Origin of the sequence: Mesorhizobium delmotii (assembly GCF_900149755.1) — a bacterium.
Taxonomy (GTDB): Bacteria; Pseudomonadota; Alphaproteobacteria; order Rhizobiales; family Rhizobiaceae; genus Mesorhizobium; species Mesorhizobium delmotii.
In genome coordinates this window covers 18,246-33,023 of sequence record NZ_FUIG01000018.1, presented here as the reverse complement: position 1 = coordinate 33,023, position 14,778 = coordinate 18,246, and the positions used below count along the sequence as shown (strand labels likewise).

The following is a 14,778-nucleotide window of genomic DNA, read 5'->3' as shown; positions in this document are numbered from 1 at the left end:
AGAGCCTTGATCAGATCAGTCGTGCGCGGCACAGGCGCCGCGCTGCCCCGCCGCATCATGAAGAATGCCGATTTCGAAGGCATGGTCGAGACATCAGACGAATGGATCGCCCAGCGCACCGGCATCCGCCAGCGCCATATCGCGGCCGACGACGAGACGACGGCTTCGCTCGGCGAGGCTGCGGCGCGCGCAGCCCTCGACAATGCCGGCCTGACGCCTGCCGATATCGACCTGATCGTGCTGGCGACCTCGACGCCCAACAACACCTTTCCAGCGACCGCCGTCGACATCCAGAAAAGGCTCGGCATGCATCACGGCTTCGCCTTCGACATGCAGGCGGTGTGCTCGGGCTTTGTCTACGCGGTGACGACAGCCGACCTCTATATCCGCGGCGGCCTGGCCAAACGCGTGCTGGTGATCGGCTCCGAAACCTTCTCGCGCATCCTCGACTGGAGCGACCGCTCGACCTGCGTCCTGTTCGGCGACGGCGCCGGCGCGATGGTGCTGGAAGCGGGAGAGGGGGCGGGCAGCATTGCCGACCACGGGGTGCTGGCGGCCAGCCTGCGCTCCGACGGGGCCCACAAGGACAAGTTGTTCGTCGACGGTGGACCGTCGACCACTGGAACGGTGGGCCATCTCAGGATGGAAGGCCGCGAAGTGTTCAAGCACGCGGTCGGCATGATCACCGACGTCATCGAGACGACGTTCTCAGCTGCCGGCATCACCGCTGAGGATCTCGACTGGTTTGTGCCGCATCAGGCCAATAAACGGATTATCGACGCTTCCGCCAAAAAGCTCGGGATAGCAGAACAAAAGGTGGTGGTTACGGTCGATTTGCACGGCAACACCTCGGCTGCTTCCGTGCCGCTGGCTCTGTCGGTGGCAGTCGCCGACGGCCGCATCAAGAAGGGTGACCTGGTGCTGATCGAGGCGATGGGCGGGGGCTTCACCTGGGGCGCGGTTTTGGTTCGCTGGTAAGTGCCGAACTGACAGGTTCGGTCCTTGACCTTGCCGGATCAATTACTTAGGCTCTGTCTTTGCTTGTATAGAGTTATGTTTTTGAGCTGATGGGGACGGTTCGCATGGGGGGAAAGACACTTACGCGCGCCGATCTTGCTGAAGCCGTTTATCGCAAGGTTGGCTTGTCGCGCACTGAATCGGCCGAGCTCGTCGAAGCGGTTCTGGACGAGATTTGCGAAGCGATCGTTCGCGGCGAGACGGTGAAATTGTCGTCGTTCGCAACGTTCCATGTCCGCTCCAAGAACGAGCGCATCGGGCGCAATCCGAAGACCGGCGAGGAAGTGCCGATCCTGCCGCGCCGGGTGATGACCTTCAAATCGTCGAATGTGTTGAAGAACCGCATTCTGCGCGCCCACCAGAACAGCAAGGCCAAGGGCAGCAAATAGCGGCTGCGCATCAAAGCCCGGTTGAAAACGGTCGCCCCCTTTGACGCCGGGCTTGAATATTGTTTCATAAACCGCTGAAATAAGGCCCGATTCGGCAGAACCAGCCGGATCGGAATGACTCTTTGTTGAGCATGATCTTGGCCGAAAACCGATTCCCACTTTTCGGGATCATGCTCCAGCGTGAGGATTTCGCCCATGGACAAGAGCCCCGATGCTTTCCGCACCATCAGTGAGGTCGCAGAAGATCTCGACCTGCCGCAGCATGTGCTGCGTTTTTGGGAAACGCGTTTCAACCAGATCAAACCGATGAAGCGCGGCGGCGGCCGCCGCTACTACCGGCCGCAGGATGTCGAACTGATCAAGGGCATCCGCCACATGCTCTACGACCAGGGCTATACGATCAAGGGCGTGCAGAAGCTGCTGCGCGAGAACGGCAACCATTTCCTCGTCGCCATCGGCAGTGGCGACATGGCGGCCGTCGAGGCGATCTCGCAACGCCGGCAGGCCGATGCGGTGCCGCTGACGCCGGCGGCCCAGCCGCGCGGCGCCGATGACGAGATGCTGGTCGGCGAGCCCAAGGTGAAACCCAGCCGGCGCTTTTTCGGCCTGGGCAAGACCGACGACGACGGGCCGGTGCAGCCGGGCACGTCGAAACTCTCGCGCGACAACCGTGCTTTGCTGCAGGAGGCGCTGTTCGACCTTCTGGAATGCAAGCGCCTGCTCGATCAGGTGCGCTAGCGCATGACCCCGAAAATCGGAATCGATTTTCGAAAAAGGATCATGCGCAAAATTAAGTTGCTACAGCGTCCCTTGCGCGTCCAATAGGACGCGTGGCGCTGTAGTGCATGTCGCCCAAAAGCCTGCCCTCGGGCCTGACCCTGGGCTTGAGCCGAGGGTGTGCAGCCGTTTTGGAATAACGATACGCATAAAAGGAACTTAAAGCGGGTCGCATGAATCCCTTCAGACCCAGCGCGCTTTAAGGCCCGATCGATCGCCGGCAAAAACCGGAACTGCTTCCGAAATCATGCGTTCTTTTTCGCAAAGGAAGGAAGCATATCATGGTATCTTTTTCGACCCTCTCCGACATCGACCTTGAAAAGCAGGTCGCATCCCTCTCCAGGGAGCTGGCGGCGCTGAGAAAAGCCGTGTCCAGGCGCGGCAGCGCCTATTACGAGGACGGGCGTGACACCGCGTCGGACTATTACTCGGACCTTGCCGAGCGCATCAGTGACGCTCTGCCTGCGATCAGGAGGCATAGCAGAGTGATAGAGAAGACAGCCCGCGATCATCCCGCGACAGCGGCCGCTGTCGGGCTGGTTGTGGTCGGGCTCGTCGCCAGCCTGTTGCTCAGCCGACAGCAGAAGACGTCGCGACCGACATCCAGATCGGCACGTTGAGACAAAGAAAATGGCGGCGCGGACGGCCGCCATTTTCGTTGAAAACAAAGTCGATCAGCGCGCGAGCTTGAGCTGGTTCTTCGGGCTGACCTGCGCGGTCTGGCTGCATTTGCCATAGACGGTGCCGTTGGAGTCGGTGGCATCCGTGTATGTACCCTTGCAGTCGAGCTGCAGCACCAGGCAGTGACCCGCGCCCTTACAAACCGCGCCGCCGCCGCTCGGATGCGTGCCGTCGGCGAAGGCCGAGCTCGGAACGGAAATCGAGCCGAAGGCCGAGACGACGATGGCAGCGGCGAGCGACAGGCGCTTGAAGTTCGAAATATCAGTCATTTGAGCATTTCCTTCTCTGGATCGAGGATCGCCGTCAGGGCGTCCTTCTGGTTGGGGACCGCCTTTGTGGCGTCCATACGGTCTTGGTGCGGCCCGGAGAGGAAAGGTTCACGCGTCGGTTCAAAATATTCGCAGCCCCCTGACGCGTTCTGCCTGCATCAGGCTCCCGCCGCTGATTCGATCCGTTCAAAACGGCTGACGGGCCAGCGACTGCCGCTTAACAAGGGAGCGGCTCAGAACCGTGGAACAATTCGGCGATCGGCCAGTCAAAGAACCCGATCGGGATGACGGTCCGTGCCGGTGTGCCGAGGCCTGTGCCGGGCTGCGCCGATCGGAATCACGATGCCGTGACGGCATTTTTGGCGCTTGGCAAATCACCATTGAGAGGGCATTCTCTGCGCCGTCTCAGGCAACTTCTTGATTTGATCAAACTCTTTAAATCCACGGAGTTGCCAAATGCCCCAAATAGCAACAAGCGAAGCTTTTTCCGAACTGTCGGCGACCGAAGCTGCCCCCGACCACAGCGCCCTCAAGGCCATCCGAGAAACCAGGGGATACAGCATGGAAGAGCTGTCTCTGACGTGCGGCCTGGCGGTCGATGAAATCGCGGACATCGAGAACGGCAAGAATGCAGATTTGTCGAAGCTTCGGCGAATAGCCTCCGCGCTCCGGCTTCCGGAAAACGCGCTGATCAATACGGGCGTGCTGACACAACCTGTGGAAAATCGACGGCCCGTCTCATAACAGCGACGCCAGAGGATCAAGCCAGACAAACGAGTGTGATTCTGGATTTGAAGTTCCTGAATGCTGACGACGTCCAACGGAGCAGGAACTTCAAATCCACCATGCTGGGGCATTGGCGCAACGGCCGCCGAATTCGGTTGACCCGAACCGGGTTATCACGATACATCGCGACCGGTCCGGAGTGTAGCGCAGCCCGGTAGCGCACTTGACTGGGGGTCAAGGGGTCGTCGGTTCGAATCCGGCCACTCCGACCAAAATAAAAACAAGGACTTGCCCCCAAAAGTCCACCTTCAATTCCCGCAGATTTTTCAGCCAGGGTAACGCTAGGGGTAACTCAGATGCTTTCTCGGCCGATCGACGCGCACGAACTCTATGTGCGCATCGGGCACCATTTAGCGGCGATGCCTGCCGACATGAGCCAATACACGGCAGAGAAAGAGGTCTGGGTCAGCAAAGCGGTTGCGTTGGTAGAGGCCGTTGGCGACCTTACGGACATGGCCCAGATCAAAGACGCTGCGGACCACTATCGCAGCCATACAGCGATTTATGGTCCGAGCTTGTGGTCCATTTTGCAGAGAGCACTGGCGCGGGCCGAACTCGCCGCTCCTGCGTCGTCTTCAGGAGCCTTCCTACCGGTCGGCAGCGCGATGGACGCCATGACGGCGATCGGGAAGGTCTTCAAGGAGCCGCGCAGTAGAATCTTGATCGTAGACCCATATCTCGATGAGACAATTCTCACTGATTTTGCCCCTATGATCCCGGAAGGGGTGAAAATCGATCTGCTTTCCGACTCCGCTACCGCAAAGGCCACCTTGGCTCCGGCGGTGAAGCGATGGACGTCACAGTACGGCGCTGTACGCGCCATAGAGGCGCGGAATACGGGCCCACGCCTGCTGCATGACCGATTGATTGTCATTGATGACAATAGGGTTTGGAACGTGAGCCAGTCGTTCAAAGACTTCGCGGCGAGGTCGCCGGCTTCCCTGGTGGTCGTGACCGCAGACGTAGCTGCGCTTAAGATCCCTGCTTATGCAGCCTTGTGGACTGCCTCGATCCCGCTCTAGAAGCCCCCGTGAGGCAGCGGGCCGTGCTCCGGGTCTGGGGACTTGCTCCCGTTTGTCTCTGCCTCAGAGATCGGTGTCTTTGCTGACGAAGGCCCAGCCGTATCCGCCGACGATCTTGCGCTTGCGCGTGCAGAGACAGGCCGCTCGAATATCACTGTAAGAAGTTCCCACGTCCTCGGCCGCAGCAACGATCGTTCCGTAGGTCTTGCCATCCGAGCGGCGCACAGCGCGGTTGCTGCGCCTGTTGCGACATTGCTCTGATTTTGTCGACCAGCGACAATTCTCGGGACTATAAGGACCGTCATTATCGATCCGGTCGATGGACAAGCGCTCGTTTTTCGGAAGGTGCGAGCGATCCTCCCAACCATTGGCAAGTGCCCAATCGCGGAAAACGACAAGGTCATGCCATTCGGCGCAGACCTTGATCCCGCGCCCGCCATAGTGACGAAAGTCTGAGTTGGTCGGGCTCTCGCACCTTTTTCGTATGCCACGCCAGATGCGCCAAAGAGGCGTGCCCTTGCCACCATGACGATACTGTGTCGCCGCCGCCCGTTCTCGTGCGAGACAGCCGCATGAGCGACTGTTGCCGGTCTTCAGACTGTTGTTGAGGACAAGGCGCTCATTGCCGCATTCGCAACGACAAAGTTGCTGAGGCCTGTTGCGACGATCGTTCTCGACCTGTCTGATCACTGTTAACCGCCCAAATACGTCGCCTGGTTTTATGGTTGTCGGCCTTCGCATCCTCCACCCTTAGCTTGTCCTGCGACCTGTGAGGCGGTCCGTCATCCCCTGAACCGCTCGGTATGCCAATGGATCTTGCCATTGATCTTCATAGGCATGTGTATCATCAACCGCTTCGGCAGATGCTCCGGATGCATCTCAAGCAGCGATCATGCAGATCTGGACTTCTCAGATTTCAAGGGAGACACGGGCGAGTTTGACACAAGCACGGGGATGCACGACAGTCAGCGGCTCTTTGGGAGGGTAAAATGGCACTGACGAAAAACGATGCTCGATTGATTGTCGGAATGGCGGCCCGAGGCGATAAGCACCACGACATGGCCGCCTATTTCGGTGAGAATCAGGCGCGCATTGCGGAAGTTCTTTCTGGCGAGATGTTCGGTCATGTTGAGGCCGCGCCGGCGGCAGAGTTACCGCCGAAAGGCGCGCCAGGCATCAAAGGGCGTAGGGTCTATGCCCACCTCGAAAAGGCCCTCGCCGCCTTGGATGCTGGGAATATAGACGAGGCGAAGGAAACGCTGGCGGCAGGCGCCAAGCGGTGGAACCTTCACGAATAGTCACTGTTGCGTTCCAGCGACTTCCGACACGGTGGCACCCACATAAGGCGTGGCTCTGCGGTGCCGGCCTTTTCCCACACGAACCAAGCATAGCCAGTAGCCGTTGATGCCTTGCGGTCCAGCCTACCTTTGACCATGGGTACGCGCTCGACAAATTGCGCGAACTTTGTCGGCGGGCGATGCTGAAAAATGTCCTCAAAGCGCCCGACACTCTCAAGAAACACGGTTCTCGCAAGAATAGCGACACCGACGCGCGCAACGGTCAGCGCCCGATCGACGAATTGCTCAGCCAAGCGAAAAGGCGGATTCGTGATCACCCAGTCGTGAGATCCTGCCTCGAATGGATACTCTAGGAAGTCGCGGATTGGGCCGAAGCCGTAGTGGAAGGCGTCTGACGATTCGACCTCGGCAAAATATTCGGCCAGCGGTCTCGACATATGGCCCTGGCCGCATGCCGGCTCCAAGCACGTCATGCCGCGGACCTTCGCCAGATTTCCAATTACATGCTCGACCAGAGCCCGCGTGGCCCATGGCGGCGTTGGGAAATTGTCAGTGCTGTCCTTCGCTTCGAAGCGCTGAGACATGACCGCGTGCGAGGTGTTTTGCATATGCCGGCTCCGATTGCGGATTGAACATACGCTGGTTTCGCTAAAAAAGATTCCCCCTCTGACTAACTTTTCTGCCATGTGAATGAAGCTGTCAGGGTCGAGCCAAAGGCGTCCACCAGGACATGCCCGATGGCCTTGGCAAGCGGTCAAACATTGGGCCATGGTCGACCTCTTTTCGACCCGGTGCCTCGGCATGAACTGTTCGGAGGCTCCATCCATCGTATTTGGAATCACCAAGCCACCGCTCAGCAGCCGCGATCAATGACTCAGGGGTAGCCGTCGACAATATACCCTCGAAATCCTCTATGTGCAGGAAACCAATCCGGATCATGTCCTCCTCGGCTATGTCAGGTGCTTTTGACTGCCGGATTTCCCGAGCTAAACGGAAAATCTCTTCGCGTGTCGGCCGTGACATGTCCGCCCACGTATCGAGCGTCAGCAATACTCCTATCGGTGACGCCGAAAGGATCATGTCTTTACCCACCAGTCTTCGACGATGGTGGGAGACATGCCGCCAGATCTGAAAAATCCCATGAGCGAGATCGGAGAGCCCTTCGGCTTCGGAAGGGCTCTCGGCGAACTTCGCGCTATGCGATGCCCTCTTTGCCTTGCATTCCACGATGAACGGTGCAACGCCGTTGATGGTTAGGACCAAGTCAGATGAACGGTAATTCTCACCTTTGCGGATCGAATATTCCGTTTCGCGTCGAACTCCGATGTCAGGCAAAAAGGTATCGAGCAACAAGGCGACGTAGTCTTCGAAGCGCTTTCCCATGCGTTCATTGATCGCGCCGTCACCGACGATGTCGTAGTAGATCCCGCTCGAAATCCGCAATGCGATTAGATCAGGAAGAGGTGCAATAAGCTGCCTGCCATCCGGTAGAATTAGGCAAGGGCTCTGCCTTAACACGCTCTTCTTGTAGCCCGTCAAACCAGCCTCTGCCCGCAAGTTCGTCGCCTGCCTTCGTGCGGCAAGGAGCGGCAGAGAAACCTTCCGAATCGCCACGTCTCTTTCGTGAGGCGATATCCCGATCTCCTGCAAATCTATGTCCATTGCAGCAAAGGGGGTTGTGCCCAGATGCGCGCGCAAAGCGAAGCCGCAAAGCGCAAATTGGCTGATTGAAATTCCAACTCGCCCTTCGAACCTAGCTTCCGCCTCTGGAAAATCAAACACGAACAGCGGGCGGTAAAACTGCAAGAAATATGCAAACCCTCGCTGCCAGGGAAACTGCCTTTGACTGAGGTGACCTATCAAATGGAAAATGTTGCCTGTCTTAAGCCAGACCCCGTCCTCTGCATTCTCTAGTGCACTGAGCGCGCCGACCAGACCGTTGGCAGAGCCCGGGTGTTTCAAATCAAGAACCTGACGACCTGGATTGAAAGAGGTTGTCAGGTATTCATTGACCAAAGTCTCGAGCCACCAGGGAGCGAAGCGAAATCGCTCTCTCGCTTGCTCCATTTCGATTCTGGAGAAATTGGGACCGAAACGCTTGGCGAGATCGAATTGGCCGTTCTGCAGGGCATTGAGAGACCAAATCAGTTGCAGAAAATCGGTAGCTTCCGATTTGCCCAAAAGTTCGGTCAGACCCTTTCTGAATTTGTCGCGCCTTCGCTTTAGTGCGAAGAGGGACGTCCGGCTGGGATCAACTTCGTCCGCCCGATCATCTTCCACAATGAGCTATCCATTCGATTCAAGGGGTACATGTGAGGTTCGACGTACCGGATTCCAAACGAGACGCAAAACACTAGCCACCTTTTCTCTGCTGTTTCAAAAAAGATAAAAAGCCGCCGCCCGAAGGCAGCGGCTTGCACGGTCATTTGGCTTGGGAGCGCTCGTAAGACCCTTGATTCCGGCATTCTGCGCAACAGTAGGGAGCCGCTGGACTGCCGGGCTGGAACATGCCGCCGCACTGATCGCACTTTCGGGGCGTATCCGAATCTAGCCTGCGTAACTCCTCTAAGGAACCCGAAATGCGTATCCTTTCTATTGTGCTCGCCACCAACCCTGGCGACGCGCGTTTTCCGTGCGTCGCCAAGTTCGATGCAGAGATCACGGCAGCCTCGAGCGCCATCCACGAAGCCCCCTATGACCACTTCCCACACCGTCACCATCGGCGACGGCACCGTTCAAGCTCGCCGCATCAGTTGGAACGAATTCTGGAAGATCAGGCCAGACTTGAAGCCCGCGAATGACGATGAGCAAGCGCCCTATGGCGGCTCGCCGAACTCTGCCTCGTCGCTTGCCGTCGGGCGATGCTCGTCATCGACAGGCGGCGATAGCAACGCTTCGGCTTCGGCGCGGCCGTATTCTCTACCAATTTGGAATGCCGCGTAGAGGGCGCCTGCAGCGAGCAACAGTCTAAGCATAGTTGTCTCCCTTAGGCGGTAGAAACCATGCGGCCGGCAGATAGTTCCACATGGGTGGAACCTCAACGTTCGACACTCGTTGCTACTGACCGTGGAGCAAGGAGGCGCAGAGGTGGCCCGAAAGAAATCGACCGATGCGAGCCGGGTCAAGAAAGGTGCAGAGCTTGAGGTTGAGCACTTGACGGAGGTCACAGACGTGACGCCGAAACAAGCGCGAGCCCTGCTTCGCAAGCACGGGGCCGACTGGCAAAAGCTAAGGGAAGAAGCCGAAATCCAGAAGGAAGACGACTAGAGGCCTTCCGATCCTTGGCTGGCGCGTTTGATTTTTCTACCGTCCCGCACTTTGCGGAAACGGACTGCCCGGCCTGGCCGGTTCACCACCATCCTGGCGGATGGCTTCATGGGGAAAATCCAATGTCTTTCAAACAGCTCGATCAACTTGCGCTCGAGGCCGGTATCGCCGTTAACGACAATCGTAGAAAGCCCGAGACCGATGAGATCGAATGGTCGCCATGCCGCGTCAAACGGCCCTAGGAACGCCTATCACTCGCTCGGGAGACGGCCCTTACCGGAGCAATTCATCGCGTCGGGTTTGGTATGCCGGCGAGCCACGCGAAGCAGCCAATGACAACTGGCCGCTCGCGAAGGTGCTGCGCCGGAACGGCCTGGATCACGGCCTTACATTGGCCGAACGATATCTTGAAGAGTTTTAGATCGCCCATCGTTATGAACTCTGGGTCTGCTGCCTCGACAGCGCGGCCGACCGGCCTGTTCGAGCATCCTGACCGCATGCTGCATTTGTTGCATGGGGGAGGCTGTCGCGTTGGATCCTCCGGATCATCCAGCTTAAAATCGTACCTTATGCGTGTGTAGTCATTTGAAAGACGTCGCGAGTGGATGAACTTCTCCACGGCCTTTGGCACCACAAGCCCGAGGCGCTTGCTCTCATCAAGCATTTTGCCGAAACGGTGCTGGTACTCGCGGACTTCATCCGGCGTTTTGCCCAGGAGCAGAAGGAAGCACCGGAGATAGTTTTCTAGCGCCTGGAAGTAGAGAAACCTTCTCGGGTGATCGGACAGGCTTGGCCCGATCTGTGGGACCACTAGGACATCGGCGTTCAACCTGTAGGTTTTGGCGAAGATGAACACGCCATAGGGCGTCATATCGGCGCGTAGACCGTCTTTGGCTTTTTCGCTGCAACATCCCCATGGCTAGGAAGATGCCGGTTTCGAGCCGCGAGGGCAAGACGGGCTTCCGCCCGGACGAGGCGAGGCCCTGTTCCATCAAAGTCTAACGACTGTGAAAGCGCACTGTAAAGCACGTGCGGTAACAGTTGATTCAACCGTTGCTGGTATTTTGGAGGAATGTGGTAGCGGCTCCGACAGTGGCGCGGGAAGGCGAATTGCCGGAGCCGCCAGCGCGGCCCGTTTGGGGGTTTGACCGCGCCGTCCTATTCTGGGACAGCGCGGTCAACGATTCGTTAAAATTTTCCGGAACTAATTAAGAGCATGCTAATTGAATCGCGGTTTTGCGAGTCAAATGCATGCGTTTGAAGTTTGTCCCGCCACTACTGCCGACCTTGGTTGAGAAGCCTCCCGAGGGTGGCGTGTGGCTTCATGAGGTCAAATTCGACGGCAAGAGCGCAAATGATCGTTGACGAAATCGGCACGCGCATTTTCACCCGCCGTGGCTTGGACTGGACGGCGATACCGCGACCTGGCCGCCGCATCGAAGTCACTCGCTTGGACAGCGCCATCATCGACGGTGAGATCATCGTGCTCAATGATGCCGGCCTGTCGGATTTCGCGGCTTTGCGCAAGGCCATCACGCGGCGCCAGCACGATCTCTACTTTGTTGCCTTCGATCTGCTGCACCTCAACGGCCACGACTGACCTGCGCGACATGGCGCTTCAAGAGCGCCGCGACATCCTGACCGGCATCATCCCGCCTGACATCCGCATCCAGTTCAGCCAAGCGCTCCCGGGCGACGCCAATGCGATCTATCACCTGATCGATCAACTGTGAAGTCGCCTTGGAAGTCGCATTTGCAGCCTTGGTGACCGCCTCGGAAGCGAAGGGGTGGACGCCGCGCGAAACGGCTGCAGCCCTACTGAAACTCGCAACGGAGCATGCCCAGCGGTTCAGGCTTGTGCCGGCTGAGCCGCCAAGGTGGCGAACGCGAAGAGGTATGTTGATCGCGGGTGCCGCGTTCGTGTTTTTGCTGTGTGCGGCCATCGTTTGGTGGATGCTTAGATGACGATCAACGTTTCGCCCCCGGATACGGCCGTTGCCGCGGTCGTAGTGATGGCGTTGCCGCCTATACCTTGGATTGCGCAACGCTCGCCTAAGTTCATCCGGCCAGCGCCATGCCGACGGCTATGCCTATGCCCATCACCAGCCCTGTAGCGAGTTCCCGCCATCTTCGACGGCAATGGCTAAGACCAACACTCGCTACGCCCACGTGCTGGACGAAGAGGTGGCCGCAGCAATGGAGTTGCTACAAAACGCTGCCGCGAAGGCCCGAAAAAAGTCCCGAACTAGGAAGGGGAAAACGGCATAACGCGATGACTTTAAATAGAAATCCGCTTTGCGCCCAATTTCCTCGGGGTCAAGGGGTCGTCGGTTCGAATCCGGCCACTCCGACCATTTCAAAACTTAGACTTGCCCCCAGAAATCCATCATGCCTTAGCCGCCGGCGCAGGCAGCGCCAGCGGCCGCAACTGCCGCTGATGGCGGTATTCCAATGCGATGGCGCCCCAGATCAGGCCGAGCAGCAGATAGACGTGGCGCCAGTGATCGATGTCGATGAAGGTGCCCAACGCGATATTGCCGATGAAGGCGACATAGGCGCACAGAAGGTAAGGCTGCCACGGCCTGTCACGCAGGAGAATGCGGAAGCCGGCTGACATCGTCCAGCAGGTCAGCGTCAGAAACGACACGAAGCCGAGCCAGCCATAGTCCATCAGCATCTTCAGCCAGATGTCGTGCGTGTCCTCGCCGAAAATCGTGCCGAAGACGAGCGGGCCGATACCGAGCGGATGCTCCAGCGCCATCTGGAAACCGATCGTGTAGCGGGCGAAGCGGCCGAGGCGGGCGGTGTCGTAGCTCTGTTCCAGCTGGGCGCGGCTGGAAAACATCTCCGAGACGCCCGGCAGCTGCAGGATGACGAGCATCGCGATGACCAGCAGCGAGATGGCGGCGATGGTCATGACGACGACACGCAGCCGGAATTTTCCGCTGGCGCTCTGCAGGAACAGGGCGCCGGTGAGCAGGATCGCCGAAACGCCGAACATGCCCCAGGCGCCGCGCGAGAAGGAGAAGAAAATGCCGGCCGTGATGATCAGCAGCGGCACTGCCAGCAACGGCATGCGTGAGATCGGCCCTGTCAGCAGGAGATAGAGCATGTAGATGCCGGGCAGCACCAGGAACGGCCCGAACACATTCGGATCCTGGAAGGCGCCGGTGGCGCGGTCGTATTTGGTGAAGATCTCCGCCTCCGGGAAGGCATGGAAATAGCCTGCTATGCCGAGCAGCGAAGTCAGCACCGCCGACATCACATAGGCCAGGAAGATCACCCGGTAGAGACTGGGCTGGACTGATGTCACCGAGGCAAAGAACACCGCGGTGAAGGCAAGGAACAGCGACACGGAGAGATAGAGCGGGGTGCCGGCAATATCCGACATCTGGGTCATCGAGATCATGCCGCCGATGTTCATGACCACCAGCAGCACCAGCAGCGGCGCCGCCGCGCGCGATATGCGCAGGCCGAACAAGGCCCACACCACGATCAGCCCGGCCATATAGAGGTCGTATGGGGCAGGCTCGGCAATGACGAAGCCGGACAGGGAGACGCCGAGGAAAACCGCGCCCGACGCAATCAGCGCGATCAGCTTGGCGTTGACTGCGGCCGGCGGCAGTTCACGCGTGACGGCGCTCAATAGGCATTTTCCGTATTGAGCAGCCGGATCGGTGTCAGGAACAGGATCCTCAGATCGAACAGCAGCGACCAGTTTTCGATATAATAGAGGTCGTATTCCGTTCGCATGCGGATCTTCTCGTTGGTATCCATCTCGCCGCGCCAGCCATTGATCTGCGCCCAGCCGGTGACGCCTGGCTTGACTTTGTGGCGTGCGAAATAGCCGTCGACCACCTCATTGTAGAGAAGGTTGTGCGACTGGGCGGCAATGGCATGCGGGCGCGGCCCGACCAGCGACAGCGAACCGAAAAGCGAATTGAAGAACTGCGGCAACTCGTCGATCGAGGTCTTGCGGATGAAGCGGCCGACGCGGGTGACGCGCGGGTCGTTCCTGGTCACCGTCTGCTTGGCCGTCGGGTCCGCCTTGTCCGTGTACATCGAACGGAACTTGTAGACCTCGATGATCTCGTTGTTGAAGCCATGCCGCTTCTGGTGGAACAGCACCGGTCCCTTGCTGTCGAGCTTGATGGCGATCGCGGTCACCAGCATGACCGGCGAGAACACGATGATGCCGATGATCGAGAAGACGATGTCGAAGGCGCGCTTGGCGACCGAATCCCAGTCGTTGATCGGCTTGTCGAAGATATCGAGCATCGGCACCGAGCCGATATAGGAATAGGCGCGCGGCCGAAATTGCAGCGCGTTCGAATGCGCCGAGAGCCGGATATCGACCGGCAGCACCCACAGCTTCTTCAAAAGCTGCAGGACACGCGTTTCGGCGGTCAGCGGCAGCGACACGATCAGCATGTCGATGCGGGCGATGCGGGCGAACTCGATGAGCTCGGAAACGGTGCCGAGCTTCGGATATCCGGCGACGATGGGTGGCGAGCGCTTGTCGCCGCGGTCGTCGAAGATGCCGCAGATGCGGATGTCGTTGTAGGGCTGCTTTTCGACGGAGCGGATCAGGACTTCCGCCGCCGTGCCGCCGCCGACGATGACGGCCCGGCGCTCCATGCGCCCGTTGCGCGCCCAGCGCCGGATCAGCTTGGACATCATTTGCCTGAGACCGAAGATCAGCATGAAGCCGACAACGAACCAGGTGCCGAAAAACAGGCGCGAATAGTCTTCCGACATCTTCATGGCGAATGCCGTAAGCGCCATCAAGGCGAAGGTGCCGGCCCAGACCAGCAGCAGACGGCCGAAACTGGCGAGCGGCCGCATCAACGAGACGACCTGGTAGCAGTCGGTGACGTCGAACAGCACCACGGCGAGGAACGAGGCGGCGGCGATCGTCAGCGGGTATTGCCAGGCGAGATGGCTGAAGAAGCCGACATGGTAGAAATAGACGCAGAGGCCCGACAGGAAAAGCAGCGCGAATTCGACCATGCGCAGGACGCCGCTGACCATGATCGGCGACATGGTATCGCGCCGGTATTGCGACGCGACCTGACGGGCGACGTCGTTCATCCCGCCAAGCTTATCGCCGCTGGCCGGGCCGTCGAATTTGCGCACCGCGTCTATCGAAAAGCGGCGTGCGGGATCGATCTCGTTCATGGGTGCATCCGCAAAGCTTCCCTCAGGTGAATAGCAAATGAGAGCTAAGAAACCCTTGAAACAACAGGTGGCTTTGGAGAAGCTTTTGGGGTTA

At 58.9% G+C, this 14,778-nt stretch carries 19 protein-coding genes and 1 tRNA gene; 12 read left to right on the top strand and 8 right to left on the bottom strand.

What is annotated here, in order from left to right; translation table 11 throughout:
* Positions 1 to 6 precede the first annotated feature (6 nt).
* The 4 genes from BQ8482_RS10310 to BQ8482_RS10295 all read left to right on the top strand — a co-directional run bounded on the left by BQ8482_RS10310 (position 7) and on the right by BQ8482_RS10295 (position 2,803).
* On the top strand, positions 7 to 978 hold the full coding sequence (locus BQ8482_RS10310) for a beta-ketoacyl-ACP synthase III (protein WP_123147534.1): 972 nt from the start codon (positions 7 to 9) through the stop codon (positions 976 to 978).
* Positions 979 to 1,082: 104 nt separating this feature from the next.
* Entirely contained in the window at positions 1,083 to 1,406 is a 324-nt protein-coding gene (locus BQ8482_RS10305; protein WP_095485783.1) for an integration host factor subunit alpha, read from the top strand.
* A gap of 195 nt (positions 1,407 to 1,601) precedes the next feature.
* On the top strand, positions 1,602 to 2,144 hold the full coding sequence (locus tag BQ8482_RS10300; protein WP_123147533.1) for a MerR family transcriptional regulator: 543 nt from the start codon (positions 1,602 to 1,604) through the stop codon (positions 2,142 to 2,144).
* 320 nt (positions 2,145 to 2,464) lie between these two features.
* Positions 2,465 to 2,803 carry a hypothetical protein gene (locus BQ8482_RS10295; RefSeq protein ID WP_123147532.1) on the top strand — a complete coding sequence of 113 codons (339 nt, stop codon included), beginning with the start codon at positions 2,465 to 2,467 and terminating at the stop codon, positions 2,801 to 2,803.
* A 54-nt stretch (positions 2,804 to 2,857) separates the two neighbouring features.
* Here BQ8482_RS10295 and BQ8482_RS10290 read toward each other — a convergent pair whose 3' ends face one another.
* Entirely contained in the window at positions 2,858 to 3,133 is a 276-nt protein-coding gene (locus tag BQ8482_RS10290; protein WP_123147531.1) for a hypothetical protein, read from the bottom strand.
* Positions 3,134 to 3,589: 456 nt separating this feature from the next.
* On the opposite strand from BQ8482_RS10290, the gene BQ8482_RS10285 reads away from it, so the two are divergent.
* The 3 genes from BQ8482_RS10285 to BQ8482_RS10275 all read left to right on the top strand — a co-directional run bounded on the left by BQ8482_RS10285 (position 3,590) and on the right by BQ8482_RS10275 (position 4,941).
* Positions 3,590 to 3,877, top strand: coding sequence for a helix-turn-helix domain-containing protein (locus tag BQ8482_RS10285; protein WP_123147530.1), 288 nt, complete (start codon positions 3,590 to 3,592; stop codon positions 3,875 to 3,877).
* 177 nt (positions 3,878 to 4,054) lie between these two features.
* Positions 4,055 to 4,131: transfer RNA gene (locus BQ8482_RS10280), tRNA-Pro, on the top strand.
* An 84-nt stretch (positions 4,132 to 4,215) separates the two neighbouring features.
* Positions 4,216 to 4,941: a phospholipase D-like domain-containing protein gene (locus tag BQ8482_RS10275; RefSeq protein ID WP_123147529.1), complete on the top strand. Its 726-nt coding sequence runs from the start codon at positions 4,216 to 4,218 to the stop codon at positions 4,939 to 4,941.
* A gap of 63 nt (positions 4,942 to 5,004) precedes the next feature.
* On the opposite strand, the gene BQ8482_RS37655 is transcribed toward BQ8482_RS10275, so the two are convergent.
* Positions 5,005 to 5,268 carry a hypothetical protein gene (locus tag BQ8482_RS37655; RefSeq protein ID WP_133254738.1) on the bottom strand — a complete coding sequence of 88 codons (264 nt, stop codon included), beginning with the start codon at positions 5,266 to 5,268 and terminating at the stop codon, positions 5,005 to 5,007.
* A 662-nt stretch (positions 5,269 to 5,930) separates the two neighbouring features.
* Between BQ8482_RS37655 and BQ8482_RS10265 the strand changes: the two genes are divergently transcribed.
* Positions 5,931 to 6,239, top strand: coding sequence for a hypothetical protein (locus tag BQ8482_RS10265; protein ID WP_123147527.1), 309 nt, complete (start codon positions 5,931 to 5,933; stop codon positions 6,237 to 6,239).
* Here the strand turns inward: BQ8482_RS10265 and BQ8482_RS10260 are convergent.
* Together BQ8482_RS10260 and BQ8482_RS10255 are read right to left on the bottom strand one after the other, a co-directional pair.
* Complete coding sequence (locus BQ8482_RS10260; RefSeq protein WP_123147526.1) at positions 6,230 to 6,847, bottom strand: class I SAM-dependent methyltransferase; 618 nt, start codon at positions 6,845 to 6,847, stop codon at positions 6,230 to 6,232. The genes BQ8482_RS10265 and BQ8482_RS10260 overlap by 10 nt on opposite strands.
* Positions 6,848 to 6,938: 91 nt before the next feature.
* Positions 6,939 to 8,519 carry a hypothetical protein gene (locus tag BQ8482_RS10255; protein WP_123147525.1) on the bottom strand — a complete coding sequence of 527 codons (1,581 nt, stop codon included), beginning with the start codon at positions 8,517 to 8,519 and terminating at the stop codon, positions 6,939 to 6,941.
* A gap of 299 nt (positions 8,520 to 8,818) precedes the next feature.
* On the opposite strand from BQ8482_RS10255, the gene BQ8482_RS37650 reads away from it, so the two are divergent.
* A complete protein-coding gene (locus BQ8482_RS37650) occupies positions 8,819 to 9,040 on the top strand; it encodes a hypothetical protein (protein ID WP_133254737.1) in 222 nt (73 codons plus the stop codon).
* 15 nt (positions 9,041 to 9,055) lie between these two features.
* On the opposite strand, the gene BQ8482_RS38060 is transcribed toward BQ8482_RS37650, so the two are convergent.
* Entirely contained in the window at positions 9,056 to 9,214 is a 159-nt protein-coding gene (locus BQ8482_RS38060) for a hypothetical protein (protein ID WP_165848503.1), read from the bottom strand.
* Between the two features lie 112 nt (positions 9,215 to 9,326).
* Here BQ8482_RS38060 and BQ8482_RS10250 point away from each other — a divergent pair, with 112 nt between their 5' ends.
* On the top strand, positions 9,327 to 9,506 hold the full coding sequence (locus BQ8482_RS10250; protein WP_123147628.1) for a DUF3606 domain-containing protein: 180 nt from the start codon (positions 9,327 to 9,329) through the stop codon (positions 9,504 to 9,506).
* A 286-nt stretch (positions 9,507 to 9,792) separates the two neighbouring features.
* Here the strand turns inward: BQ8482_RS10250 and BQ8482_RS10245 are convergent, their stop codons facing one another.
* Complete coding sequence (locus BQ8482_RS10245; RefSeq protein ID WP_123147524.1) at positions 9,793 to 10,377, bottom strand: HEPN domain-containing protein; 585 nt, start codon at positions 10,375 to 10,377, stop codon at positions 9,793 to 9,795.
* A gap of 483 nt (positions 10,378 to 10,860) precedes the next feature.
* Between BQ8482_RS10245 and BQ8482_RS39095 the strand changes: the two genes are divergently transcribed.
* Both BQ8482_RS39095 and BQ8482_RS40035 read left to right on the top strand, forming a co-directional pair.
* Positions 10,861 to 11,106: a DNA ligase-like domain-containing protein gene (locus tag BQ8482_RS39095; RefSeq protein ID WP_244602721.1), complete on the top strand. Its 246-nt coding sequence runs from the start codon at positions 10,861 to 10,863 to the stop codon at positions 11,104 to 11,106.
* Positions 11,107 to 11,116: 10 nt separating this feature from the next.
* The gene (locus BQ8482_RS40035; RefSeq protein WP_280178809.1) at positions 11,117 to 11,239 is read left to right on the top strand and encodes a hypothetical protein; all 123 of its coding nucleotides are present in this window, start codon (positions 11,117 to 11,119) and stop codon (positions 11,237 to 11,239) included.
* Positions 11,240 to 11,892: 653 nt separating this feature from the next.
* On the opposite strand, the gene BQ8482_RS10230 is transcribed toward BQ8482_RS40035, so the two are convergent.
* The gene (locus BQ8482_RS10230; protein ID WP_123147522.1) at positions 11,893 to 13,152 is read right to left on the bottom strand and encodes an O-antigen ligase family protein; all 1,260 of its coding nucleotides are present in this window, start codon (positions 13,150 to 13,152) and stop codon (positions 11,893 to 11,895) included.
* Positions 13,149 to 14,684 carry an undecaprenyl-phosphate glucose phosphotransferase gene (locus BQ8482_RS10225; protein ID WP_123147521.1) on the bottom strand — a complete coding sequence of 512 codons (1,536 nt, stop codon included), beginning with the start codon at positions 14,682 to 14,684 and terminating at the stop codon, positions 13,149 to 13,151. Before BQ8482_RS10225 ends, BQ8482_RS10230 begins: the two co-directional genes overlap by 4 nt.
* Positions 14,685 to 14,778: the final 94 nt, after the last annotated feature.